Origin of the sequence: Chryseobacterium shigense (assembly GCF_900156575.1) — a bacterium.
GTDB classification, from domain to species: domain Bacteria; phylum Bacteroidota; class Bacteroidia; order Flavobacteriales; family Weeksellaceae; genus Chryseobacterium; species Chryseobacterium shigense.
Genome location: NZ_FTNY01000004.1, coordinates 539,725 through 555,775, shown reverse-complemented (window position 1 = coordinate 555,775; position 16,051 = coordinate 539,725). Strand labels below are relative to the sequence as shown.

The 16,051-nt window shown below is 37.1% G+C and carries 18 protein-coding genes; all 18 read right to left on the bottom strand.

Annotation, left to right across the window (positions count from 1 at the left end; genetic code table 11):
- Nucleotides 1–49: 49 nt before the first annotated feature.
- The 18 genes from BW964_RS16040 to BW964_RS15950 all read right to left on the bottom strand — a co-directional run bounded on the left by BW964_RS16040 (nt 50) and on the right by BW964_RS15950 (nt 15,201).
- Nucleotides 50–808, bottom strand: a complete 759-nt coding sequence (locus BW964_RS16040; RefSeq protein WP_076508666.1) for a hypothetical protein — start codon at nt 806–808, stop codon at nt 50–52.
- Between the two features lie 151 nt (nt 809–959).
- Nucleotides 960–1,511 carry a hypothetical protein gene (locus BW964_RS16035; protein WP_123911997.1) on the bottom strand — a complete coding sequence of 184 codons (552 nt, stop codon included), beginning with the start codon at nt 1,509–1,511 and terminating at the stop codon, nt 960–962.
- A gap of 124 nt (nt 1,512–1,635) precedes the next feature.
- Entirely contained in the window at nt 1,636–2,160 is a 525-nt protein-coding gene (locus BW964_RS16030) for a GNAT family N-acetyltransferase (protein ID WP_076508663.1), read from the bottom strand.
- Nucleotides 2,161–2,195: 35 nt separating this feature from the next.
- A complete protein-coding gene (locus tag BW964_RS16025; protein WP_076508662.1) occupies nt 2,196–2,690 on the bottom strand; it encodes a tetratricopeptide repeat protein in 495 nt (164 codons plus the stop codon).
- A 21-nt stretch (nt 2,691–2,711) separates the two neighbouring features.
- Entirely contained in the window at nt 2,712–3,125 is a 414-nt protein-coding gene (gene arr / locus BW964_RS16020) for an NAD(+)--rifampin ADP-ribosyltransferase (RefSeq protein WP_076508660.1), read from the bottom strand.
- A gap of 87 nt (nt 3,126–3,212) precedes the next feature.
- On the bottom strand, nt 3,213–4,058 hold the full coding sequence (locus tag BW964_RS16015) for a sialate O-acetylesterase (protein ID WP_076508658.1): 846 nt from the start codon (nt 4,056–4,058) through the stop codon (nt 3,213–3,215).
- A 28-nt stretch (nt 4,059–4,086) separates the two neighbouring features.
- On the bottom strand, nt 4,087–4,698 hold the full coding sequence (locus BW964_RS16010) for a TetR/AcrR family transcriptional regulator (RefSeq protein ID WP_076508657.1): 612 nt from the start codon (nt 4,696–4,698) through the stop codon (nt 4,087–4,089).
- A 238-nt stretch (nt 4,699–4,936) separates the two neighbouring features.
- Entirely contained in the window at nt 4,937–6,193 is a 1,257-nt protein-coding gene (locus BW964_RS16005) for a serine hydrolase domain-containing protein (RefSeq protein WP_076508655.1), read from the bottom strand.
- A 119-nt stretch (nt 6,194–6,312) separates the two neighbouring features.
- A complete protein-coding gene (locus BW964_RS16000) occupies nt 6,313–7,083 on the bottom strand; it encodes a hypothetical protein (RefSeq protein ID WP_076508654.1) in 771 nt (256 codons plus the stop codon).
- 453 nt (nt 7,084–7,536) lie between these two features.
- On the bottom strand, nt 7,537–7,920 hold the full coding sequence (locus tag BW964_RS15990; RefSeq protein WP_076508651.1) for a VOC family protein: 384 nt from the start codon (nt 7,918–7,920) through the stop codon (nt 7,537–7,539).
- A 49-nt stretch (nt 7,921–7,969) separates the two neighbouring features.
- Nucleotides 7,970–8,629, bottom strand: a complete 660-nt coding sequence (locus tag BW964_RS15985) for a DUF2461 domain-containing protein (protein ID WP_076508649.1) — start codon at nt 8,627–8,629, stop codon at nt 7,970–7,972.
- A 92-nt stretch (nt 8,630–8,721) separates the two neighbouring features.
- A complete protein-coding gene (locus BW964_RS15980) occupies nt 8,722–9,210 on the bottom strand; it encodes a GDYXXLXY domain-containing protein (RefSeq protein WP_076508648.1) in 489 nt (162 codons plus the stop codon).
- Nucleotides 9,197–10,267: a DUF4401 domain-containing protein gene (locus BW964_RS15975; protein WP_076508646.1), complete on the bottom strand. Its 1,071-nt coding sequence runs from the start codon at nt 10,265–10,267 to the stop codon at nt 9,197–9,199. Before BW964_RS15975 ends, BW964_RS15980 begins: the two co-directional genes overlap by 14 nt.
- On the bottom strand, nt 10,257–11,213 hold the full coding sequence (locus BW964_RS15970) for a DUF2157 domain-containing protein (RefSeq protein ID WP_076508645.1): 957 nt from the start codon (nt 11,211–11,213) through the stop codon (nt 10,257–10,259). Before BW964_RS15970 ends, BW964_RS15975 begins: the two co-directional genes overlap by 11 nt.
- Nucleotides 11,214–11,324: 111 nt before the next feature.
- Nucleotides 11,325–11,735: a helix-turn-helix domain-containing protein gene (locus tag BW964_RS15965; RefSeq protein ID WP_076508643.1), complete on the bottom strand. Its 411-nt coding sequence runs from the start codon at nt 11,733–11,735 to the stop codon at nt 11,325–11,327.
- A 193-nt stretch (nt 11,736–11,928) separates the two neighbouring features.
- The gene (locus tag BW964_RS15960; RefSeq protein WP_076508642.1) at nt 11,929–12,603 is read right to left on the bottom strand and encodes a hypothetical protein; all 675 of its coding nucleotides are present in this window, start codon (nt 12,601–12,603) and stop codon (nt 11,929–11,931) included.
- 44 nt (nt 12,604–12,647) lie between these two features.
- Nucleotides 12,648–13,520: an aldo/keto reductase gene (locus BW964_RS15955; RefSeq protein WP_076508640.1), complete on the bottom strand. Its 873-nt coding sequence runs from the start codon at nt 13,518–13,520 to the stop codon at nt 12,648–12,650.
- Between the two features lie 340 nt (nt 13,521–13,860).
- Nucleotides 13,861–15,201 carry a metal-dependent hydrolase family protein gene (locus tag BW964_RS15950; RefSeq protein ID WP_076508994.1) on the bottom strand — a complete coding sequence of 447 codons (1,341 nt, stop codon included), beginning with the start codon at nt 15,199–15,201 and terminating at the stop codon, nt 13,861–13,863.
- Nucleotides 15,202–16,051: the final 850 nt, after the last annotated feature.

Sequence of the window (16,051 nt, the reverse complement as noted above, 5' to 3'; positions counted from 1 at the left end):
TTTAAGATTTTCTTTGTGGAAATATCCTGTCTTACCATTGAATTTCGAATTACTTAAAGTTGGCCTGTTCGTCATGATTACCGGTGATCTTGATGTTGCTTCCTTTTAATAGCCGTGGGTTGACGGCTCCTGTTTTCTCTGCTGTGAATTCAAACCCCAGGATGTCTAAGGTTTCACCAGGTTGGGAAAACTTTTCTTTTTTTAATGTATAAGTTCCTTCGGGACCGATCTTTATGGTGTCTCCGGGCTGCTCCATAAAGGTCTCCACAGTGCTTTTCTCTTTGGTGTTTACTTTAACGGTTTTAGACAGATACAGTACGTTGACATCCTGAAGACCAGACCAATGAATGGAAAAGTCTTGGCTTAATGACGCTTCTTCGTTATAGATAATATTTCTTGAACTGCTTAGTTTCAAAGAAGGAACACTGCCCAGAAAAAACTTTTTACCGTTGGCCAATTGAATCTGAAATTCATATTGATTATTTTCCGGAGCTATTTTCTCCGTGTGGTATAGATAAGACTTCGTATAATATAATCCTTGTACAATTTTGTACTCTATTTTTTTGCCATTCACAGTGATATTCACCGAATCGCTGCCAAACTTTTTATCTTTTCTGTCGTATAAGCTTACGGAAATACTGTTGTCATTTTCATCCGTTAAGGTTTGGTAGATATCAATCACTGCTTTTATATCAGAAATATCGTTGACCTTTGATGCCGGAATAGGTTCTGAACAGGAATTGAACAGGAAATAGAGGCAGCATAGAAAGACGGAAAGCTTAGGCTGAACATCGCAGTCTTTTTTCATAAAAGAAGTGTTGGGTGTGGCGGAACTATTTCCGGAGTGTTAAATTACAAAAAGAAATAGAATTGGAGGGATTGGTGATTGGGATTATTGGGTAAAAAGTCGGGATATAGAATAACTTCATGAACAGTTTTTAGACCATAGAGTACCGTGATCAAAAATTATAATAAGCCCTGAAGTCCTTTTTTTCAATGATCTTCCAGTTTTTTGTAGTAAAATGCACCGCTGCGCCCTCACTTATTTCACCGTCTACAGTGAGCTCATAGAAATCACAGCCCCAGCCTTTGTTCATCATGGTATAATGGGGTCTGACAAGATATTTAAACCCATAAATCTTTTTTGCAGGTTCATTTTTGATTTTTACAAACACGGTGTCCGTTAAATAGATTTCATTTTTTACAAAATAACTTCTCTGATTTCTAAGAGAATCCGAAATAGCATCAGGGATTTTGTCATAATACTTCTGAACAATCTGATCTCCTCTTTTTATCTGAATATGGACAGAATCTGCATCCTTTGGAAAATATCCGAAGAAGGAAATCGTAAAGCCGTCAATTTTAGTTTTAGAAGCACATTCTTTTTCAACTTTTGCTAGTTTTTCTTTGTCGCTTTCGCAGGAGAGTAAGCAAAGAATCATTAAAGCAAAGCTTAGATTTTTCATCTCATTTTTTAAAATACGCTTCATCGATATTTCCTTTAAATTCATTGGAAACTATATTTTTTAATCGGTATCCGAATTTGGTTTTAGAACATTAATTTGTTTAAAACTTATACAAAGGGAGAAAGAAAAAATTGCCATTTGCATAATCTGAATTGTTTTTTAAGGTAAGTTACTTTCGTAACGACCAATACATCATTTCAGTATCCTGTTTTATTTTTGTAAAGCTTAATTTTTGCAGAAAATTAATGGAGTTGGCATTGTCCGGGAGACATCTTGCTGTAATTTCAGATACAACGCCCGTTGAGAAAGCCCATCTGATCAATTCTGTCACCGCTTCCTCTGCAAAGCCTTTTCTTCTTTCTTCTCTGGTGATTCCGTATCCGATGTCAATCCTTTTTTCTTCACCGTTATATCCTTTGAATCCGGCATCCCCAATAATTTCTAAAGTATCATTTTTAATAATCATCCAGGATTCAAATCCAGTAGGTTCTTCCACTTTTGAGAGATTGTCTATTATTCTGGGCAGAGTTTCCATCACATCAGCATCAGGCCAGCCTTTCCCTTTTTTTAACCCCAGCGCCAAAAGATTACTGAAATCATCTTTCAGAATATCTTTGCAGATTTTTGTGGTCAACGGAATAAGAACTAATCTTTCTGTAATAAGTCTGTCTATCGGTAGTTTGGGTGCTTTCAAGATTCTTTTTTTATGACGTGAATAAAGTATTTTTGTTATTTAAGAAGTTCCTGTGAATAATGATACACAGACTTATTATATCTGGGTAAATGTTTAGACAGTGATTCAAGAGCTAATGATAATGCTTCCTTATCATTATTAAGAGAGGAAAGAGACAATGCCAGAAAAGCATTAACTGCATCATCCAGCTCATCAGAATAGTTTTCTTTTTCTTCTCGCAGAATTTCAATGCTTTCGTCTGTTTTTCCATTATTCCGGAGGGTACTGGCGAGCTGGATTCTTGCTCTTCTTCTGCGTAATCCTGTAAGGCCTAAGTGTAAAGCTGATCTGTAAAGTGGTTCTGCTTTTTTTTCAAAACCTGTAGAATCATAAGCGCAGGCTTTTTCAAAATCGGCAATGGCATTGGGCTGGCCAGTGGAGATTGCTTCTGTATGTATTTTTATGGTATGAATGAAATCTTCATTAGAAATAACTCCGAATTGATCCCATATTGTTTTTAATTCTTGTTCCCAAAGTTCAAAATCTTCCATCTTTTTAATAAATGTTTTGGGTTAATCTTCAATAGCTTCAATACCTTGTTGTTTCAGCTTTTCAAGATGATCTCTCATCGTTTTCAGCTGCTCTGGAGAATGTCCCTGCCAATCCGTAATTTCCCCGATAACTTTAAAAGGATGCTGTGAACGGTAAGATTTTGTAGGATTTCCGGGAAATTTTTTGTCCGTTAAATTAGGATCATCTTCAATAGGGCCTGTAGGTTCTACACTATAGATTCGTTCTTTCCCCTCTCCGAAAGCCAGTTCGGCGCCCCATATTGCCGCTTCCAAAGTCGCAGAAAGATAGATGTATTTTGCTTTTCTCTTGGTGCCATAATTAGAGCTGAAACCAATTTCGATGAGGTCTCCGGTTTTGAGGTCTGCTTTGGTGCCGTGATAGTAGAGGGGAGTTTCTTTGGATGTTGTGTTCATAGAGGTGTTTTTGTGATATGGTGTATAAAAATAAATAAAATAATCGTTTGATCTTTGTTCTTCAGACGATTGGCAAAATTGTAATGATCATTGAAGTTGAACCAATTGCTCCTGAAATTCATTGGAAGTGACAGCCCCCATAGCAAACTGATACTGAAGCCGTGCAATTTTTTCGTTTTTCGTCAGCGATCTGTTGTGAATAGCTTCTATGATATGGTCTTCGTCTGGTAATGATTCCCATATATTTGTTTTTTGCTGGAATGATTTAAAATATCTGATCCCAAATTTCCTCTGGGAAATGGCATTAAAATGAATATTGTCCGGATTGGCTGTCAAACCTGCAGCAGATACAAAATAGCAGTGTTGATGATCTTTTGCAAATTGTATCAGTGCGTTATTGACTTCGTTGTATTCATTAAAATATGGACCGTACCTACCGTCTTGTAAAAAATCACCCAATCCTCCAATGATGAGCGGAATGTCCGGAACCTTAAGTTCTTCTCTCAGGGTTTTCATAATCAAGGCTAATTTTTCTCCATAGAGCCTGTATTTTTGTCCGTTGCTGTCATTTTCTCCCTGATGCCACAGAATTCCCTGTAAGGTGCTTATCTTTTGCGCAGCTTTTGCCTGAAAAACTGCATTTTGAAATAGGGGACCCTCTACCGCCCAGTCTTCCAGACTTGTACCGCCGTCAGCACATGGAATTAATGCAATATCATCCTGTTGATTATGGAATAAACGCCATGAAGAAGCAAAAGTAGCTGCCAAACCGGCTCCGGAAGTGGAACGGTCAGGATTAACAGGCTCTGCCATCATTTGCCATCTTCCATTTCTCAGCATTTTAATCTTTTCATCATCAATAGAAGGGACCTCCTTTAAAAAACCACGACCTGCCATATTGGACTGGCCAATCATTAAAAATGAATGTGTCATTGTATTTGTTTTTATAGTATTCTGTTCTTTATTCTTTTAGTGATCTCAAAACCTTTTCGAAGGTAACCCATACCATTTCATCGGTTAAAACAAAAGGTAATCCGCTGATGCTTTTTCCCTGTTGATGAAAACGTAATAAGGTGTACAGCGGAGAGAAAACGATGGACCAGTAAATTTCAAACGGAATTTCAGCGATTTCTCCTCTTTGTACTGTATGGGAAATGAAGTTTAAAAGATTGTTCTTGAACTCACTCATAAACATTCCCGGCTTCTCGTTAAACATTTCATTAAATCGATGACTGTAATGAGAATTGTTTATTTGTTCAAAGAATGGAAGCACGAGAGGATTTTTGAGGGCATAATTATATCTGTTGGTCCATTGCACACGCAGGCCTTCTTCCAAAGAAGAACCGGGATCGAATCCCTTATTGATTTCCATTTCCATTTTATTGCCTTCCTCAATAACCATTTTGACGATGAGATCATCTTTGTCCTTATAATATACATAAGGAGTTCCTACAGAGATATGGCATGCCTTTGCCAGTTTATTCATCGTAAAGCCGTCCAGACCTTCTTTTACAATGATCTCAATCGCTTTCTGTTTAATTCTGTTTTCTTTACTAAGATCTCTGTTTCTCATATTTGTCTTGTAATCAAATCAATATAATTAAATGAATGTTCATTTAATTATAAATACAAATGTATTTATTTTAATCTACACGAAGAAAAGTAATGTAAAAAAAAGAGAAGCGAGGGATGGGCCTTTAAAAAAATATACTGATAATAGACAATGACGAAATCCGGATTTTGATAAGGAAATGGAGATTATTACGATGGTTGATGGTTAGAAGCTGTTTATTTTCAGCAGTAATTTCTTGTTATTTTTCAGACCTGCTCAATGCATTCAATTTGATACAATATTCATCCAGCAGATCATAAATAGCCTTTTGGTCTTTTCCCGAAATTTTGTTGTCCCAGTCGGTATTCACAATAAGGTACCTGCCGATCTTTTGATCCTTAAAAAACCAGATGACGGAATTCATTCCAGGATCGCCGCCGGTATGACCGAAATTTCCGGTAGAGCCAAAGCCCATAGTGATGCCCATATTGTATTCATCACTGTATTCGCTGTTGTTCCTGTCCTGAAAATTCTCTGCTTTCAGCTGAGGGGTAAAATATTCTTTGTAGCTTTCTTTGGAAAGAAGAGTTCCGTTTCCAAGATAGCCTTTCATCAGTTCCAGAAGATACTTACTCATATCGTTTGAAGTCGTGAGCAGCCCTCCATCAGGATAGGTATTGAGTGAATAGTATGGATAGGGCGTTTGCTTATCGATGAAGGTATGAGTATATTTTGAAAAATCGATCGCATTAAAGCTCCAGCCGGAATGATTCATTTGTAATGGCTTCAGAATATATTTTGTCGTGAATACATCATACGGGATTCCTGTTGCCTTTTCCAGGACCAGTGCTGCGAGCGTTGCTCCAATATTCGAATAATTAAAGATGCTGCCGGGCTTGTTTTCTGTAAATACATCTTTGGAATACCATTTTCCGTTGTCGCTGAGCACGTGGGTTAAAAACGCTTCAATGGATATCTTAGAGGAAGGAGGGTTGAATTGGGTAGGGGAGATATCGATGTTTAAATTGGATGAAAGATGTACAGTATCTTTTAAAACAACCGTGTGTTTTAAATATCCGTCATTATCATTAATAGAAGAGGTGTGAGTGGTGAGCTGCCTGATGGTTATGGGAATTTCAGGATGATAAGGATTGGTTACTTTGAAAGGAAGATACTGATTAACCGGATCATCCAGTTTTAATTTCCCCATTTCCTGAGCTTTAAGGATCGCAATGCCGATCAATGTTTTTGAAACGGAAGCTATATTTTGAACCGTATTTTCATCATATTTTTGAAGCGTTTTGTTATTGGCTATTCCGAATCCGTTTTGATACAGAATATCATGATCATTCACCAATGCCACTCCAAAGCCATTAAAGCTTGCATTCCTGCTGATTGCCGTTAGTTTATGGGTTAATTCATTTTGGATTTTTATAAATTCCCGTGACTGTTTTCTTTGCGCCTGACAGCAAATGGCGATCGCAATAAAAAGAAGGGTATAGGATAGACTTTTCATGATCGGGTTTTATTTAAAAACAACTTCAAGGCTTTGACTATTACATTTTTAAAATTTTATCTTCATTGCTGAGAATAAAAAAACCGTTCAGGATTTCAGAACGGTTGGGTATTTTGAAATTAATAGTCTACAATGACAAAATCCGGATTTCCGGTCGCGAAAAAGTAACCATTGATATAATCTTCGGTAGGAGGTTGGTCATATTCCTTTTTTAATGCCGTGATTTCTTTTTTTGACATGCCTTTGGTGTTTTCTTTAGCCAGTTCCATTTTTTTGCGATATTCCCATTCTTCCCTATATTTTTTTAACCCGATTTTATACTCCTCCGTTTTTTTGTATTGAGCGAACTGGCGAAACTTGAATTTTATAAACTCATCTTTGTCCAGACTTTTTTCCCGGACCACCGTATCATTGTCGATGGTCATTAATTTGTACTGCTCATGCAAAGATGAATAGCCGAAACTGGCCGCTTCAATGAGTTTTCCCGTTGGTATCACCAGTACTCCAGAATAATGAAGAACTATTTTTCGATCTCCGAAAAGTTTTTGGAAAACGGAAATATAATCTTCATTGTCTGAATTCAGATCCTGAATTTTAATATCAATCAGACTTAAAATATTATTTTCAATTTTAAATGTTGCAATATACTCGCGGTCATTTGAAGAGGAAAATGAAAGCATTCTTTCTCCGTTTTTATATTGATGAAATTCGGTGAGCTTAGAGCCATAGACCGGATGATCATCAGGATGCTTCTCCAAATATCCCTCCAAAGGATTATTCATGAGATCATACTCTTTATTGTTGATGATGATTTTGTCAGGTTCCTGGCCGGTCGCAAAAATTTTTATAAGTGAAAAAGTAAAAAGCAGGATGATTATTTTAAGTTTCATGGTAGAGTATTGTTTTAATAGAGTGAAAGGGCTTACCAGCTTAGATGTATTTCTTTACTTTGATTTTAATGAGATAAATATTCACTATTCCAATCATCCACCAAACCGGAAATTTGAAAATTACATACAACAGATTAAAGCTATCAATAATTTTAAATTGATGATGAACATTATTTAACTCAATTTGTATAGATAGTACGGGCACGATGATGAGAAAAAAGATTCCAATCATTATTTTGTTTATTCTGGTCAATGTTAGCAATTGCTTTTTCAACAAAATATACAGAATAAGATTAATCATAATTACAATGAGAAAATCAGAATAACTAAAAAATGAGAAAGGTTCTGCTGGTTCTCTAAAAATATTTTTCATTTTTCTCGATGAATTTTGAGCTGTCAAAGATTAAAGGAATAATGATGAGGTATTTTGAATCATTGAATAGTGATCCATCACTACCGGATTGTTTTCTTACTTTTTAACTGAAATACATTTCCTTCAGGATCTGTTCCGTCACACAGCCAAAAATCATAGTTTTCAAATGTTTTGATTGCTCTCATCTGAATATTCCGGGATACAAATTCATTCCTTGTCCATTCTATATCCGTATCAATTTCAAAAACAAGTTTTGTATTATTGTCGAATTGATATCCTTCCGCTATTTTTTCAAGATACGGATCACCGATTTTGTGGAGTCCGATCTGTATTGCTCCTGCATTCAACAGAGCCCAGACCGGATCTTCTTCAATGACCGTTAAACGAAAATTTTCGACATAGAAATTTTTAAGGAGTTCAACATTTTTGACATACAGGATGATGGTGTTGCATGTGGCCTTCATGGGTCAATTTATACAAGTAAAGATAATAAAATTGGTTCTGATTTCACTTTTAAAATAAAGGTTCTCCATTGAGATCTGTCGTCAGTACTTCACTCATATAATCAAAAAAAGGTCGCATAGCCAGTAAGGTCAAAAGTGCTTCCTTTTGAAAACCGTCTGATAGAACTTCCTTATCGGTAAATTTTCGCATCACTACATATTGCTTTTTCCGGATAAGATCTATGGCGGGATGATTTTTATCAAAACCACGAGGCGCTGTTTTTACAGCCTCACCTTCAATATTTCCGAAGTATTTTCTGAACGTTTCGTCGGATGTAATCTTATCTATTGCAGTTGTTGTAAGCTCGAATTCTTTACGGATACGGAGTAAATCTCTGGCTTCCGGCCCCCAGAATCCGCCTCCCACAAAACTGTTATTGGGTTCCAGCTGAATATAATATCCGCCTCTTAACATCGGTTTGGAACGGGAATAGCCCACCCCGAAATTATTTTTATACGGCGTTTGATCTTTGGAAAAACGTACATCTCTGTAAATTCTGTAGATGTGAATGCCTTTCAGATTATCGTGGTCCTGAAGTTCAGTATAGATCTGATCAAAAAAAACTTTGTTTTCTTTCACAATCAAGTCATATTCCGGTTTATGCTGTGCAAACCATTCCCGATTGTTATTTTTTTCAAGTTGCTTAAGGAATTCAAATGCTTTTTTCATGTTGTTGTATGGGTATTAAAAAGAAATCGTATCAACTTTGCCGTTTATTTTTAAAGTGAATTAAAAGACTGAATGCAGTTGGAATACCGCTTTTATTTTATATTATTCAGCTTTTCATCGTAAAGACCTACCAGCAAACTGTTTCCGTTTTTATCAATTTTTATGCCGCCGTATTTTGCCTTTTCATATTTCCGGGCGTGTCCTTCCTGAAAGAAAAAAGATTCCGCTCCGATATTGATGTTCCATTCGTTGGGAGCGGTGTATTTAATGATATATTCACCCTTATTCAAAGGTGTTTTTTCTTGCTGAAATCTTATTCTTTCTGCAATGCCTTTATCGTCAAGACGTACCACGCAATAGCCTCTTTTAGGAAGGTATTTCGAATAGATGTTTTCTGACAGGCTATACCGTAAGCTCATGTAGTCACCCTGCATCAAAGAACGGGGATCTACCGGGGCGAGCTGCAACAGAACAAGCTGTCCGTCTTTTAACAGTTCTTCCTTTTTGGCAACGGAATAATTGAAATACACCAGCAAAATAACAAGATTCAGCAGGATGATGATCCATTTATACTTTTTCATTGGATGTCAGTTTTTTACGGGTTAATAAATACAGCCCCAGAAATAAAATTCCAGACGAAAATAAAAGGATGGATTTGGTAAGCAGGGTAAAATGAAGGTCGTAATAATATCGGGAAACAAAGTAAATAAATGCCATAATGCCGATCGCCAGGCTCGTTTTATAATTGACTAAAAAGCTTACAAGAATTATTAAAATAGCTCCGGATATGCCGGGAGACAGGAGGGTGGGGAGCAGCAGCGCTAGCGTCACGATATAAATTCCTGCTTTTTGTGCCGTTTGGGAAATATCCAGAACTTCAAAAATCCGTGAAAGAACATACATAATGGTCAGGATCATCACGACAGATGATATCCAAATATAATCTCCTGATACTTCAATAAAATCATTCCCTAGAAAAACCAGTCCGGCCAGGAATGAAAAAATCAGTCCGATGCGGACAGGATTATACAGTTTTGAAAAAGCGGGATGCAGCGTCATGATTTTGGCTTCTTTCAGAAAAACGGCTGTAACCATTATGGCCAGAAAAGAAGTATACAGGTGAATCAACTCAAAATGGTCATTCAATGCAATGAGTGTTAGCATACCTCCGCTGATCATTACTACAGCGATGAAGGCAATGATATAGCTCCGGACAACCACTAATGAAACCGCTGCGATGAGAATACAGAGAAGAGTTACTGTATTTTCAGCCATTTCCATTTTAAATAAACCCAATGTAAGAAGGACAAATCCAATGATATAGGATGAAACACTTACAGTATCAAAGATGGTGGTATTGTAGAGGGTATTGATGAATATTCCTCCCACGATTAAAAGAACTCCCGATATCAGTAACCCTGAAGTGGAATCATACAATCCCGTGAGGAACAGAAAGCCTAAAAAAGCAAGACTCGCTAAAATACCTCCAAAAATGGAAAGAATTTTTACGGCTAAAGACTGATGGTCGTCATTCTTTTCATAAGCCGCGAAAATAGCTTCTTCATCAAATTTCAGGTCTTTATTTTCTGTAGCCCGGAAATACTCCAGCAGTTCTTTGATTTCTTCTTTATTTCTCATGGTTCCATTTTTTTTGAAGGTTGATCAGGTTCATGATCACCAGCGTAACGCTGACGATGATAAACAGGCTGACTAATAAAAGCATGCTTCCGCCTTCTGATATTTTAAGAAGTAATGCTGAAATAATAATAATGATGCTCAATGGAATCACCGAAAGGTAAAATCCGTTCTTAGACTGGATGCCGTGCCGGATTCCGAGTGCGAAAATGACGGCCACCATTGGAAATAAAACCGGAAAAACAGGATCATATCCATCAAGAATCCCGAAAATGATGCCCATAGTCGCAAAGGTTACAGAACCTAAAGCCAGAATATAGATCAACCATTGAGGGATATCTTTTATTTTTTTATCCTTGTCCAGAAAGATAAAAGTAAGAAGTATCGCTGTATTGAAGAGAAAAAGAAGTGTAATGACCAATATAGCAGGCCAGTCTTTGGCGACCTGTTCTGTGTATAGGGAGAACGTGATATTCAGCAACACAATATACAGGAGCCACAACGGCGCAAAGTTGGAAACCAGCACCCATAGCGTTATAAAAAGAGTCCAGGCCAGAAAGAAGTCATACGCATTGGCGCCCGTCTGATAAATCTGCCCGAATACGGCAAACAGAACGCCAACCAAAAATGACGCACCTGTAAGTATGATATTTCTGGTCGTACTGTTTATTTTGGGAAGTAAAACGATGATCGTGGTGGCAATAACGAGGATTTCGGTCAGTCCCAGTTTCGCAAATTTATTCAGATCCGCCCAATTATAGGCGAAAAAGAAAATGATTCCCGCAGTCGTAAACCCGATCCCGAGGGTGATAAAGAACAGGCGAAGGAATGTCTGCCACCTTTCTTTATCATGGTATATATTTTCTTTCAGGGTCTTTTCTATGACCTTTTCCGTCACATTGCTGTGGCGGCTGATGAGGTAGATATCTTCGCGTTGGAGGTTTTTCATGGATGGTGTTTTGTTTTGGTGTTTTATCTAAAAACCCGATGAATTGAGCGTCACCGGGTTTTTATATTTTTATTGCTAAAAAAAATCAGCAATGAATGATTCAGGATTTGTTTATGATTTTTCAATGAGTTTTTTGAACGCTGTCATCATTTCGTCTTTTTCTTTCAGCATTCTTTCGTACAGGGCAATTTTTTCTTCGTGCAGCTGAAGAAGTTTATCCATTGGATGAAATGTGGGATTGTAATTAATACCATTCAGCATCGCACCGTTGTCAAATGTATTGGCAATAATATTCACAGCCTGTTCTTCGTCCAAATTTTCAATAGCTTCTACAGGTATTTTCAGAATAGTAGAAATCTGTTCTAAAATATCCTCTTCAATAGATTCTTTCTGCTCCAGCAGTGAGACTTTTTTCTGGTTCCATTCTTCACCCAGATCAAAAGCCAAAGCTTCCTGCTTAATGCCCAATATTTCCCGGAAACGCTTGATATTTCTTCCCTGATGTACTTTTTTATTTTGCATATTGGTGTGCGTTACGAAAACAAATATAAGTAAAAGTTGGGGGATAAAAAATGCTGAGTTTAAATATAGAAAATATCAGAATTTATTTTTAAACTGAATTCCAAATCATAAAATGTTATTGCTTCAATTAATCCACTCTCCTGAAATATATTTTTTAGCACAAGCCGGAATACTTCAGTCATCTTAATATTTTCTAGCCATTAAATTCTATTTCAACTTCAGGAAGTTTTTTCAACACCCTTGTTTTTTTAATGATTTCAATAATGGTTTCTGTAAACGTATGATCTGAATCGGTCATGAGAAGCTGCACCTGTTCTTTCAATTCATTAAGCCATTCTCCCGGATGATTTGCTTGTAATAATTTTTGATAATAATGATTCCGTTCATCTGGGTCATGGATCAGTCCGCATATAGTTCCCTTATGATAGCTTCCCCAAATGTCCTCGCTTGTATAGGTGTGATTGACAATGAATGATCGGGCTTTGTGAATATTTTGAAGATTTTCTCTGTATTCCAGAGCTTTGTTAAGGGCTATTTCACAAAATTTTTCCACCTCTTTTGAAAAGCGGTCTTCATTTCCATCATATTCTATAAAATCAACATCTTGTCTGCAACCGATGTCAAATGAAAAATAGGTCTGTTCATGCCAGTTGAAATTGACCCCGATATTGAGTGTGGTTCCCTGTCTGCCGCTGAATGGCTGAAACTCGATTATGGTGGTATACCAGCCATGGTCATCAAGCCAGATTCTTGATTTCCCTTTTTGTTTTATACCGTATGAGCTAAAAAGTCTTTTTGCCGTTTTAGTGATTATTTTCGAATGATCCGGTGGTGTCATATGCTCGTTATAAAATGAAAAGCTGTTCATTAAATGTCAAAAGATGGTGCGGGCTTCCTGATACGTCCATCAAATTACGGAACCGGAACCCCTGCACTTTCTGACCAAAGCGCAAACCAGTCCTGCAATTCCATGTTGACCGTTGTTGCTTTCATCAGGTTGGCCAGCCTTGAAGGATCTGCGGTACCGCAAACCGGCAGAATTCCGGCAGGATGTTTCAGAATCCAGGCCAGAAGAATAATATCTGCGGGAACTTCATATTTTGCAGAGAAATTAGTCAACATCTTTTTTAATCTTTGAGTTTGATCGTCATCCTGCTTAAAGACTGTTCCCAAAGGTGACCAGCACATCGGGGTAATATGACGGGTTTGCATATGATCTAAACTTCCGTTGGTCATCGCTTCAAAATCGGTAATCGAAAAGCTGATTTGATTATAATTGATTTTGGTTTTGGTCTCAATCAGATCCGTTTGCAGGGGCGTAAAGTTGGATACTCCAAAATCAAGGATTTTCCCATCCTTTTTAAGCTTTCCGATGGCTTCTGCAATGTCATCAGCTCTCATTAAAGGGCTGGGGCGATGCAGCAAGAGTAGGTCTAAATAATCTGTTTGAAGGTTTTTCAGTGACTGTTCCACCGACCAGATGATATAGGAAGCTGAATAATCATAATGTTTTACGGAATTCTTTCTGTTGCCGGATTCCATCTGAATCCCACACTTGGAGATCAGCTGTATTGTGCTGCGGTCTATTTTACTTTCGTTGAAAGCTTTTCCAAAGTCAGCTTCCGTTGTGTAATCTCCGTATATATCGGCATGGTCGAAAGTGGTGATGTTATTTTCCAGGCAACAGTGCATCAGTTCGATCATCTGCTGTGTGTTGCATTTTTTACCCCAAACGCCCCATGTCATGGTGCCGGCAATAATCTTCGAAAATGGTATTGTATTCATGTTTTTTTGTGTTGTAGATCTTAACTTCTTTTTTAGTTCTTCAATATAAGAGAATTTTTCTTGCCACCGTTATTTAAACTTTTGATTTCAATTTAAAAATAAGTCCTGATTTTATACTTTAAATGGATGTAAGTTTAAAATCATAGGGGTTAATAAATACATTTAAGTTTTTGAAAATCTTAAATTTTGTTCTTATAAGATGGGGAAGTAAGGCGGTATTTGTAAAAACTTCATCTATTTTTTGTTCTATTTTCGTCATGTCTTCTTCATTCTTTGTAGGGTAAAAATAAAAAAACCGTTCTGTTTTCCAGAACGGTTTTTTATGTTTTTTAGAATCGGTTTACTTTTTCAGGATGTTTTTATAAATCATACCGTCTTTCATAATGAGTACGAAGTTGTTTTCAGGGTCTTCTACTAATTTTATATTCTCTAATGGATTGCCATCCACTACAATGAGATCGGCATAGGCACCTTCTGTAATTTCGCCTAGCTTACCTTTTTGATAGGGATCTCTTTTTCCTGCCATTCTAAGGAGTTCTGCATTGGTAGATGTTGCCATTTTTAAAATTTCAAAAGGGGTATACCAACGGGTCATTTTAGCAAGTTGTTTTCCTTGTTTTGAAGCTAATTTGGCATCAAACAAAACATCTGTTCCCCAAGCGGTTTTAATATTATATTTTTTTGCCAGAGCGTATGCTTTATCAGTTCCTGCGGTCATTTCGATTTGTTTTATCCGGTTTTTGGAGCCTTCCGGAAATGGGGTTACTTCCTCATCATCCAAGAAAGGCTGTAAACTCCACCAAACTCCTTTTTCTGCTATTAGTTTTGCAGTGGCCTCATCAGCCAGCTGTCCGTGATCAATACATTTTACACCTGCGGCAATGGCTGTTTTTATAGCCAATGGGGTGTATGCGTGAACCGCTACATAAGTTCCCCAGTTTTCGGCAGCAGATACGGCAGCTTTAAATTCTGCTTCGGTATATTGTGTCACATCGAGTGGATCATAATCGGATGATACTCCGCCACCTGCCATTAATTTTATTTGTGTCGCCCCTTGGCGTAATTGCTCTCTGGTTCTCATTAATACATTTTCTGCACCATCTGCAATGGCTACCATTCCATTTCTTTCTACATACGAAAGCTCGCCTATTTTACGAGGGACATCGGTAGGTAATCCAAAATCTCCGTGACCGCCTGTCTGCGAAATAAATGCTCCACTTGAATATACTCTGGGACCTGTCACCAAGCCCATATCAATTGCCTTTGCAAGGGTTAATGAGCCGCCTCCTAGATCTCTTACTGTTGTAAAACCTCTCATTAATTGTTTTTCAGAGGCTTTGGCTGCCATTAAATTCAGCATTGCAAAATCACTCATCATGGCTTGCATTTGAGGTACGCTTTCAAATAATAAATGAACATGCGCATCAATTAAGCCTGGCATTAAAAATTTGCCCTGTCCATCAATAATTTGAGTTGCCCCACTTTTGTCTGTAATAATGCCATTTGTAGAAATTTTAGTAATAATATTGTTTTCTATCAGTACGTTTCCTTTTGTAGTTTTTTTATCTTTTCCGTTAAAAATTTCTACATTATTGATGAGTATTTTGGTTGGCTTTACTTGTGCAATACTATTTGTATAAACAAAAAATAGCAATACAAAAATGGAGTGTGATAATTTCATAGTATAATGATTTAGTTTTTGGTGAATTTGCTGGTGTATTTCTTCAAAATCTGTAAACAATAATTAATTGGGTAATTGCATAATATAAATATACAATTATGCTAATTTAGTGTTAATATTATAAGCTTGTTAGTAAATAAGTAGATTTTTTTATTGCATTTATAGATTTTGTGTAAATAAGATTATCTATAAGATTTCACTTCAATTTGTTGGTCATACAATTCGCTTTACGGAAGTCCCGCGCAAGTTGATGGAGACCACCAGAGTCCTCCGTTGGTTAGAAACACTGGTGGTTGAAATAAAATACGCTTTACGGAAGTCTCCCGCAAGTTGTTGGAGACCACTGGAGTCCTCCGTTGGTTAGAAACACTGGTGGTTGGAAGATAATACGCTGTATGGAAGTCTCCCGCAAGTTGTTGGAGACCACCGGAGTCCTCCGTTGATTACAAACACTAGTGGTTGAAATAAAATACGCTGTACGGAAGTCTCCTGTAAGTTGTTGGAGACCACCGGAGAACTCCTGTAGTTACAATCAATAGTGGTTGTAATAATAAAAGCGTTTATTCGCTCAAAGCCGGAGACTTTTGAAGCGGTGGTGTTTATTCAGTATAATTTCCTGAAATAATATGATCTTCCATTACTCCCACCATTTCAGAAAACGGAACTTTGAGTATTTCGGCCTCTCCTTTGTCAAATTCTTTTTCCGAAAAGAGTATCCATCCATTTTATTGGAGTCAGGCATTTTGCCTTTTTTTATTTTGTATTTTAGTGATACTCTTGTTCAATGTTTCTTCATCAATTGAACTATGACTTAATCCATTTGCAAAATCATCAGGGCTTTTTGGACTTT

What these genes read in the sequence shown, in the direction of transcription:
- BW964_RS15985 (WP_076508649.1), bottom strand. Translation starts at nt 8,629, where the DNA reads ATGAAAAAAGCATTTGAATTCCTTAAGCAACTTGAAAAAAATAACAAT.
- BW964_RS15965 (WP_076508643.1), bottom strand. Translation starts at nt 11,735, where the DNA reads ATGCAAAATAAAAAAGTACATCAGGGAAGAAATATCAAGCGTTTCCGG.
- BW964_RS16025 (WP_076508662.1), bottom strand. Translation starts at nt 2,690, where the DNA reads ATGGAAGATTTTGAACTTTGGGAACAAGAATTAAAAACAATATGGGAT.
- BW964_RS15975 (WP_076508646.1), bottom strand. Translation starts at nt 10,267, where the DNA reads ATGAGAAATAAAGAAGAAATCAAAGAACTGCTGGAGTATTTCCGGGCT.
- BW964_RS16040 (WP_076508666.1), bottom strand. Translation starts at nt 808, where the DNA reads ATGAAAAAAGACTGCGATGTTCAGCCTAAGCTTTCCGTCTTTCTATGC.
- BW964_RS16015 (WP_076508658.1), bottom strand. Translation starts at nt 4,058, where the DNA reads ATGACACATTCATTTTTAATGATTGGCCAGTCCAATATGGCAGGTCGT.
- BW964_RS15960 (WP_076508642.1), bottom strand. Translation starts at nt 12,603, where the DNA reads ATGAACAGCTTTTCATTTTATAACGAGCATATGACACCACCGGATCAT.
- BW964_RS15990 (WP_076508651.1), bottom strand. Translation starts at nt 7,920, where the DNA reads ATGAAGGCCACATGCAACACCATCATCCTGTATGTCAAAAATGTTGAA.
- BW964_RS15950 (WP_076508994.1), bottom strand. Translation starts at nt 15,201, where the DNA reads ATGAAATTATCACACTCCATTTTTGTATTGCTATTTTTTGTTTATACA.
- BW964_RS15980 (WP_076508648.1), bottom strand. Translation starts at nt 9,210, where the DNA reads ATGAAAAAGTATAAATGGATCATCATCCTGCTGAATCTTGTTATTTTG.
- BW964_RS16010 (WP_076508657.1), bottom strand. Translation starts at nt 4,698, where the DNA reads ATGAGAAACAGAGATCTTAGTAAAGAAAACAGAATTAAACAGAAAGCG.
- arr (WP_076508660.1), bottom strand. Translation starts at nt 3,125, where the DNA reads ATGAACACAACATCCAAAGAAACTCCCCTCTACTATCACGGCACCAAA.
- BW964_RS16035 (WP_123911997.1), bottom strand. Translation starts at nt 1,511, where the DNA reads ATGAATTTAAAGGAAATATCGATGAAGCGTATTTTAAAAAATGAGATG.
- BW964_RS16000 (WP_076508654.1), bottom strand. Translation starts at nt 7,083, where the DNA reads ATGAAACTTAAAATAATCATCCTGCTTTTTACTTTTTCACTTATAAAA.
- BW964_RS15970 (WP_076508645.1), bottom strand. Translation starts at nt 11,213, where the DNA reads ATGAAAAACCTCCAACGCGAAGATATCTACCTCATCAGCCGCCACAGC.
- BW964_RS16005 (WP_076508655.1), bottom strand. Translation starts at nt 6,193, where the DNA reads ATGAAAAGTCTATCCTATACCCTTCTTTTTATTGCGATCGCCATTTGC.
- BW964_RS15955 (WP_076508640.1), bottom strand. Translation starts at nt 13,520, where the DNA reads ATGAATACAATACCATTTTCGAAGATTATTGCCGGCACCATGACATGG.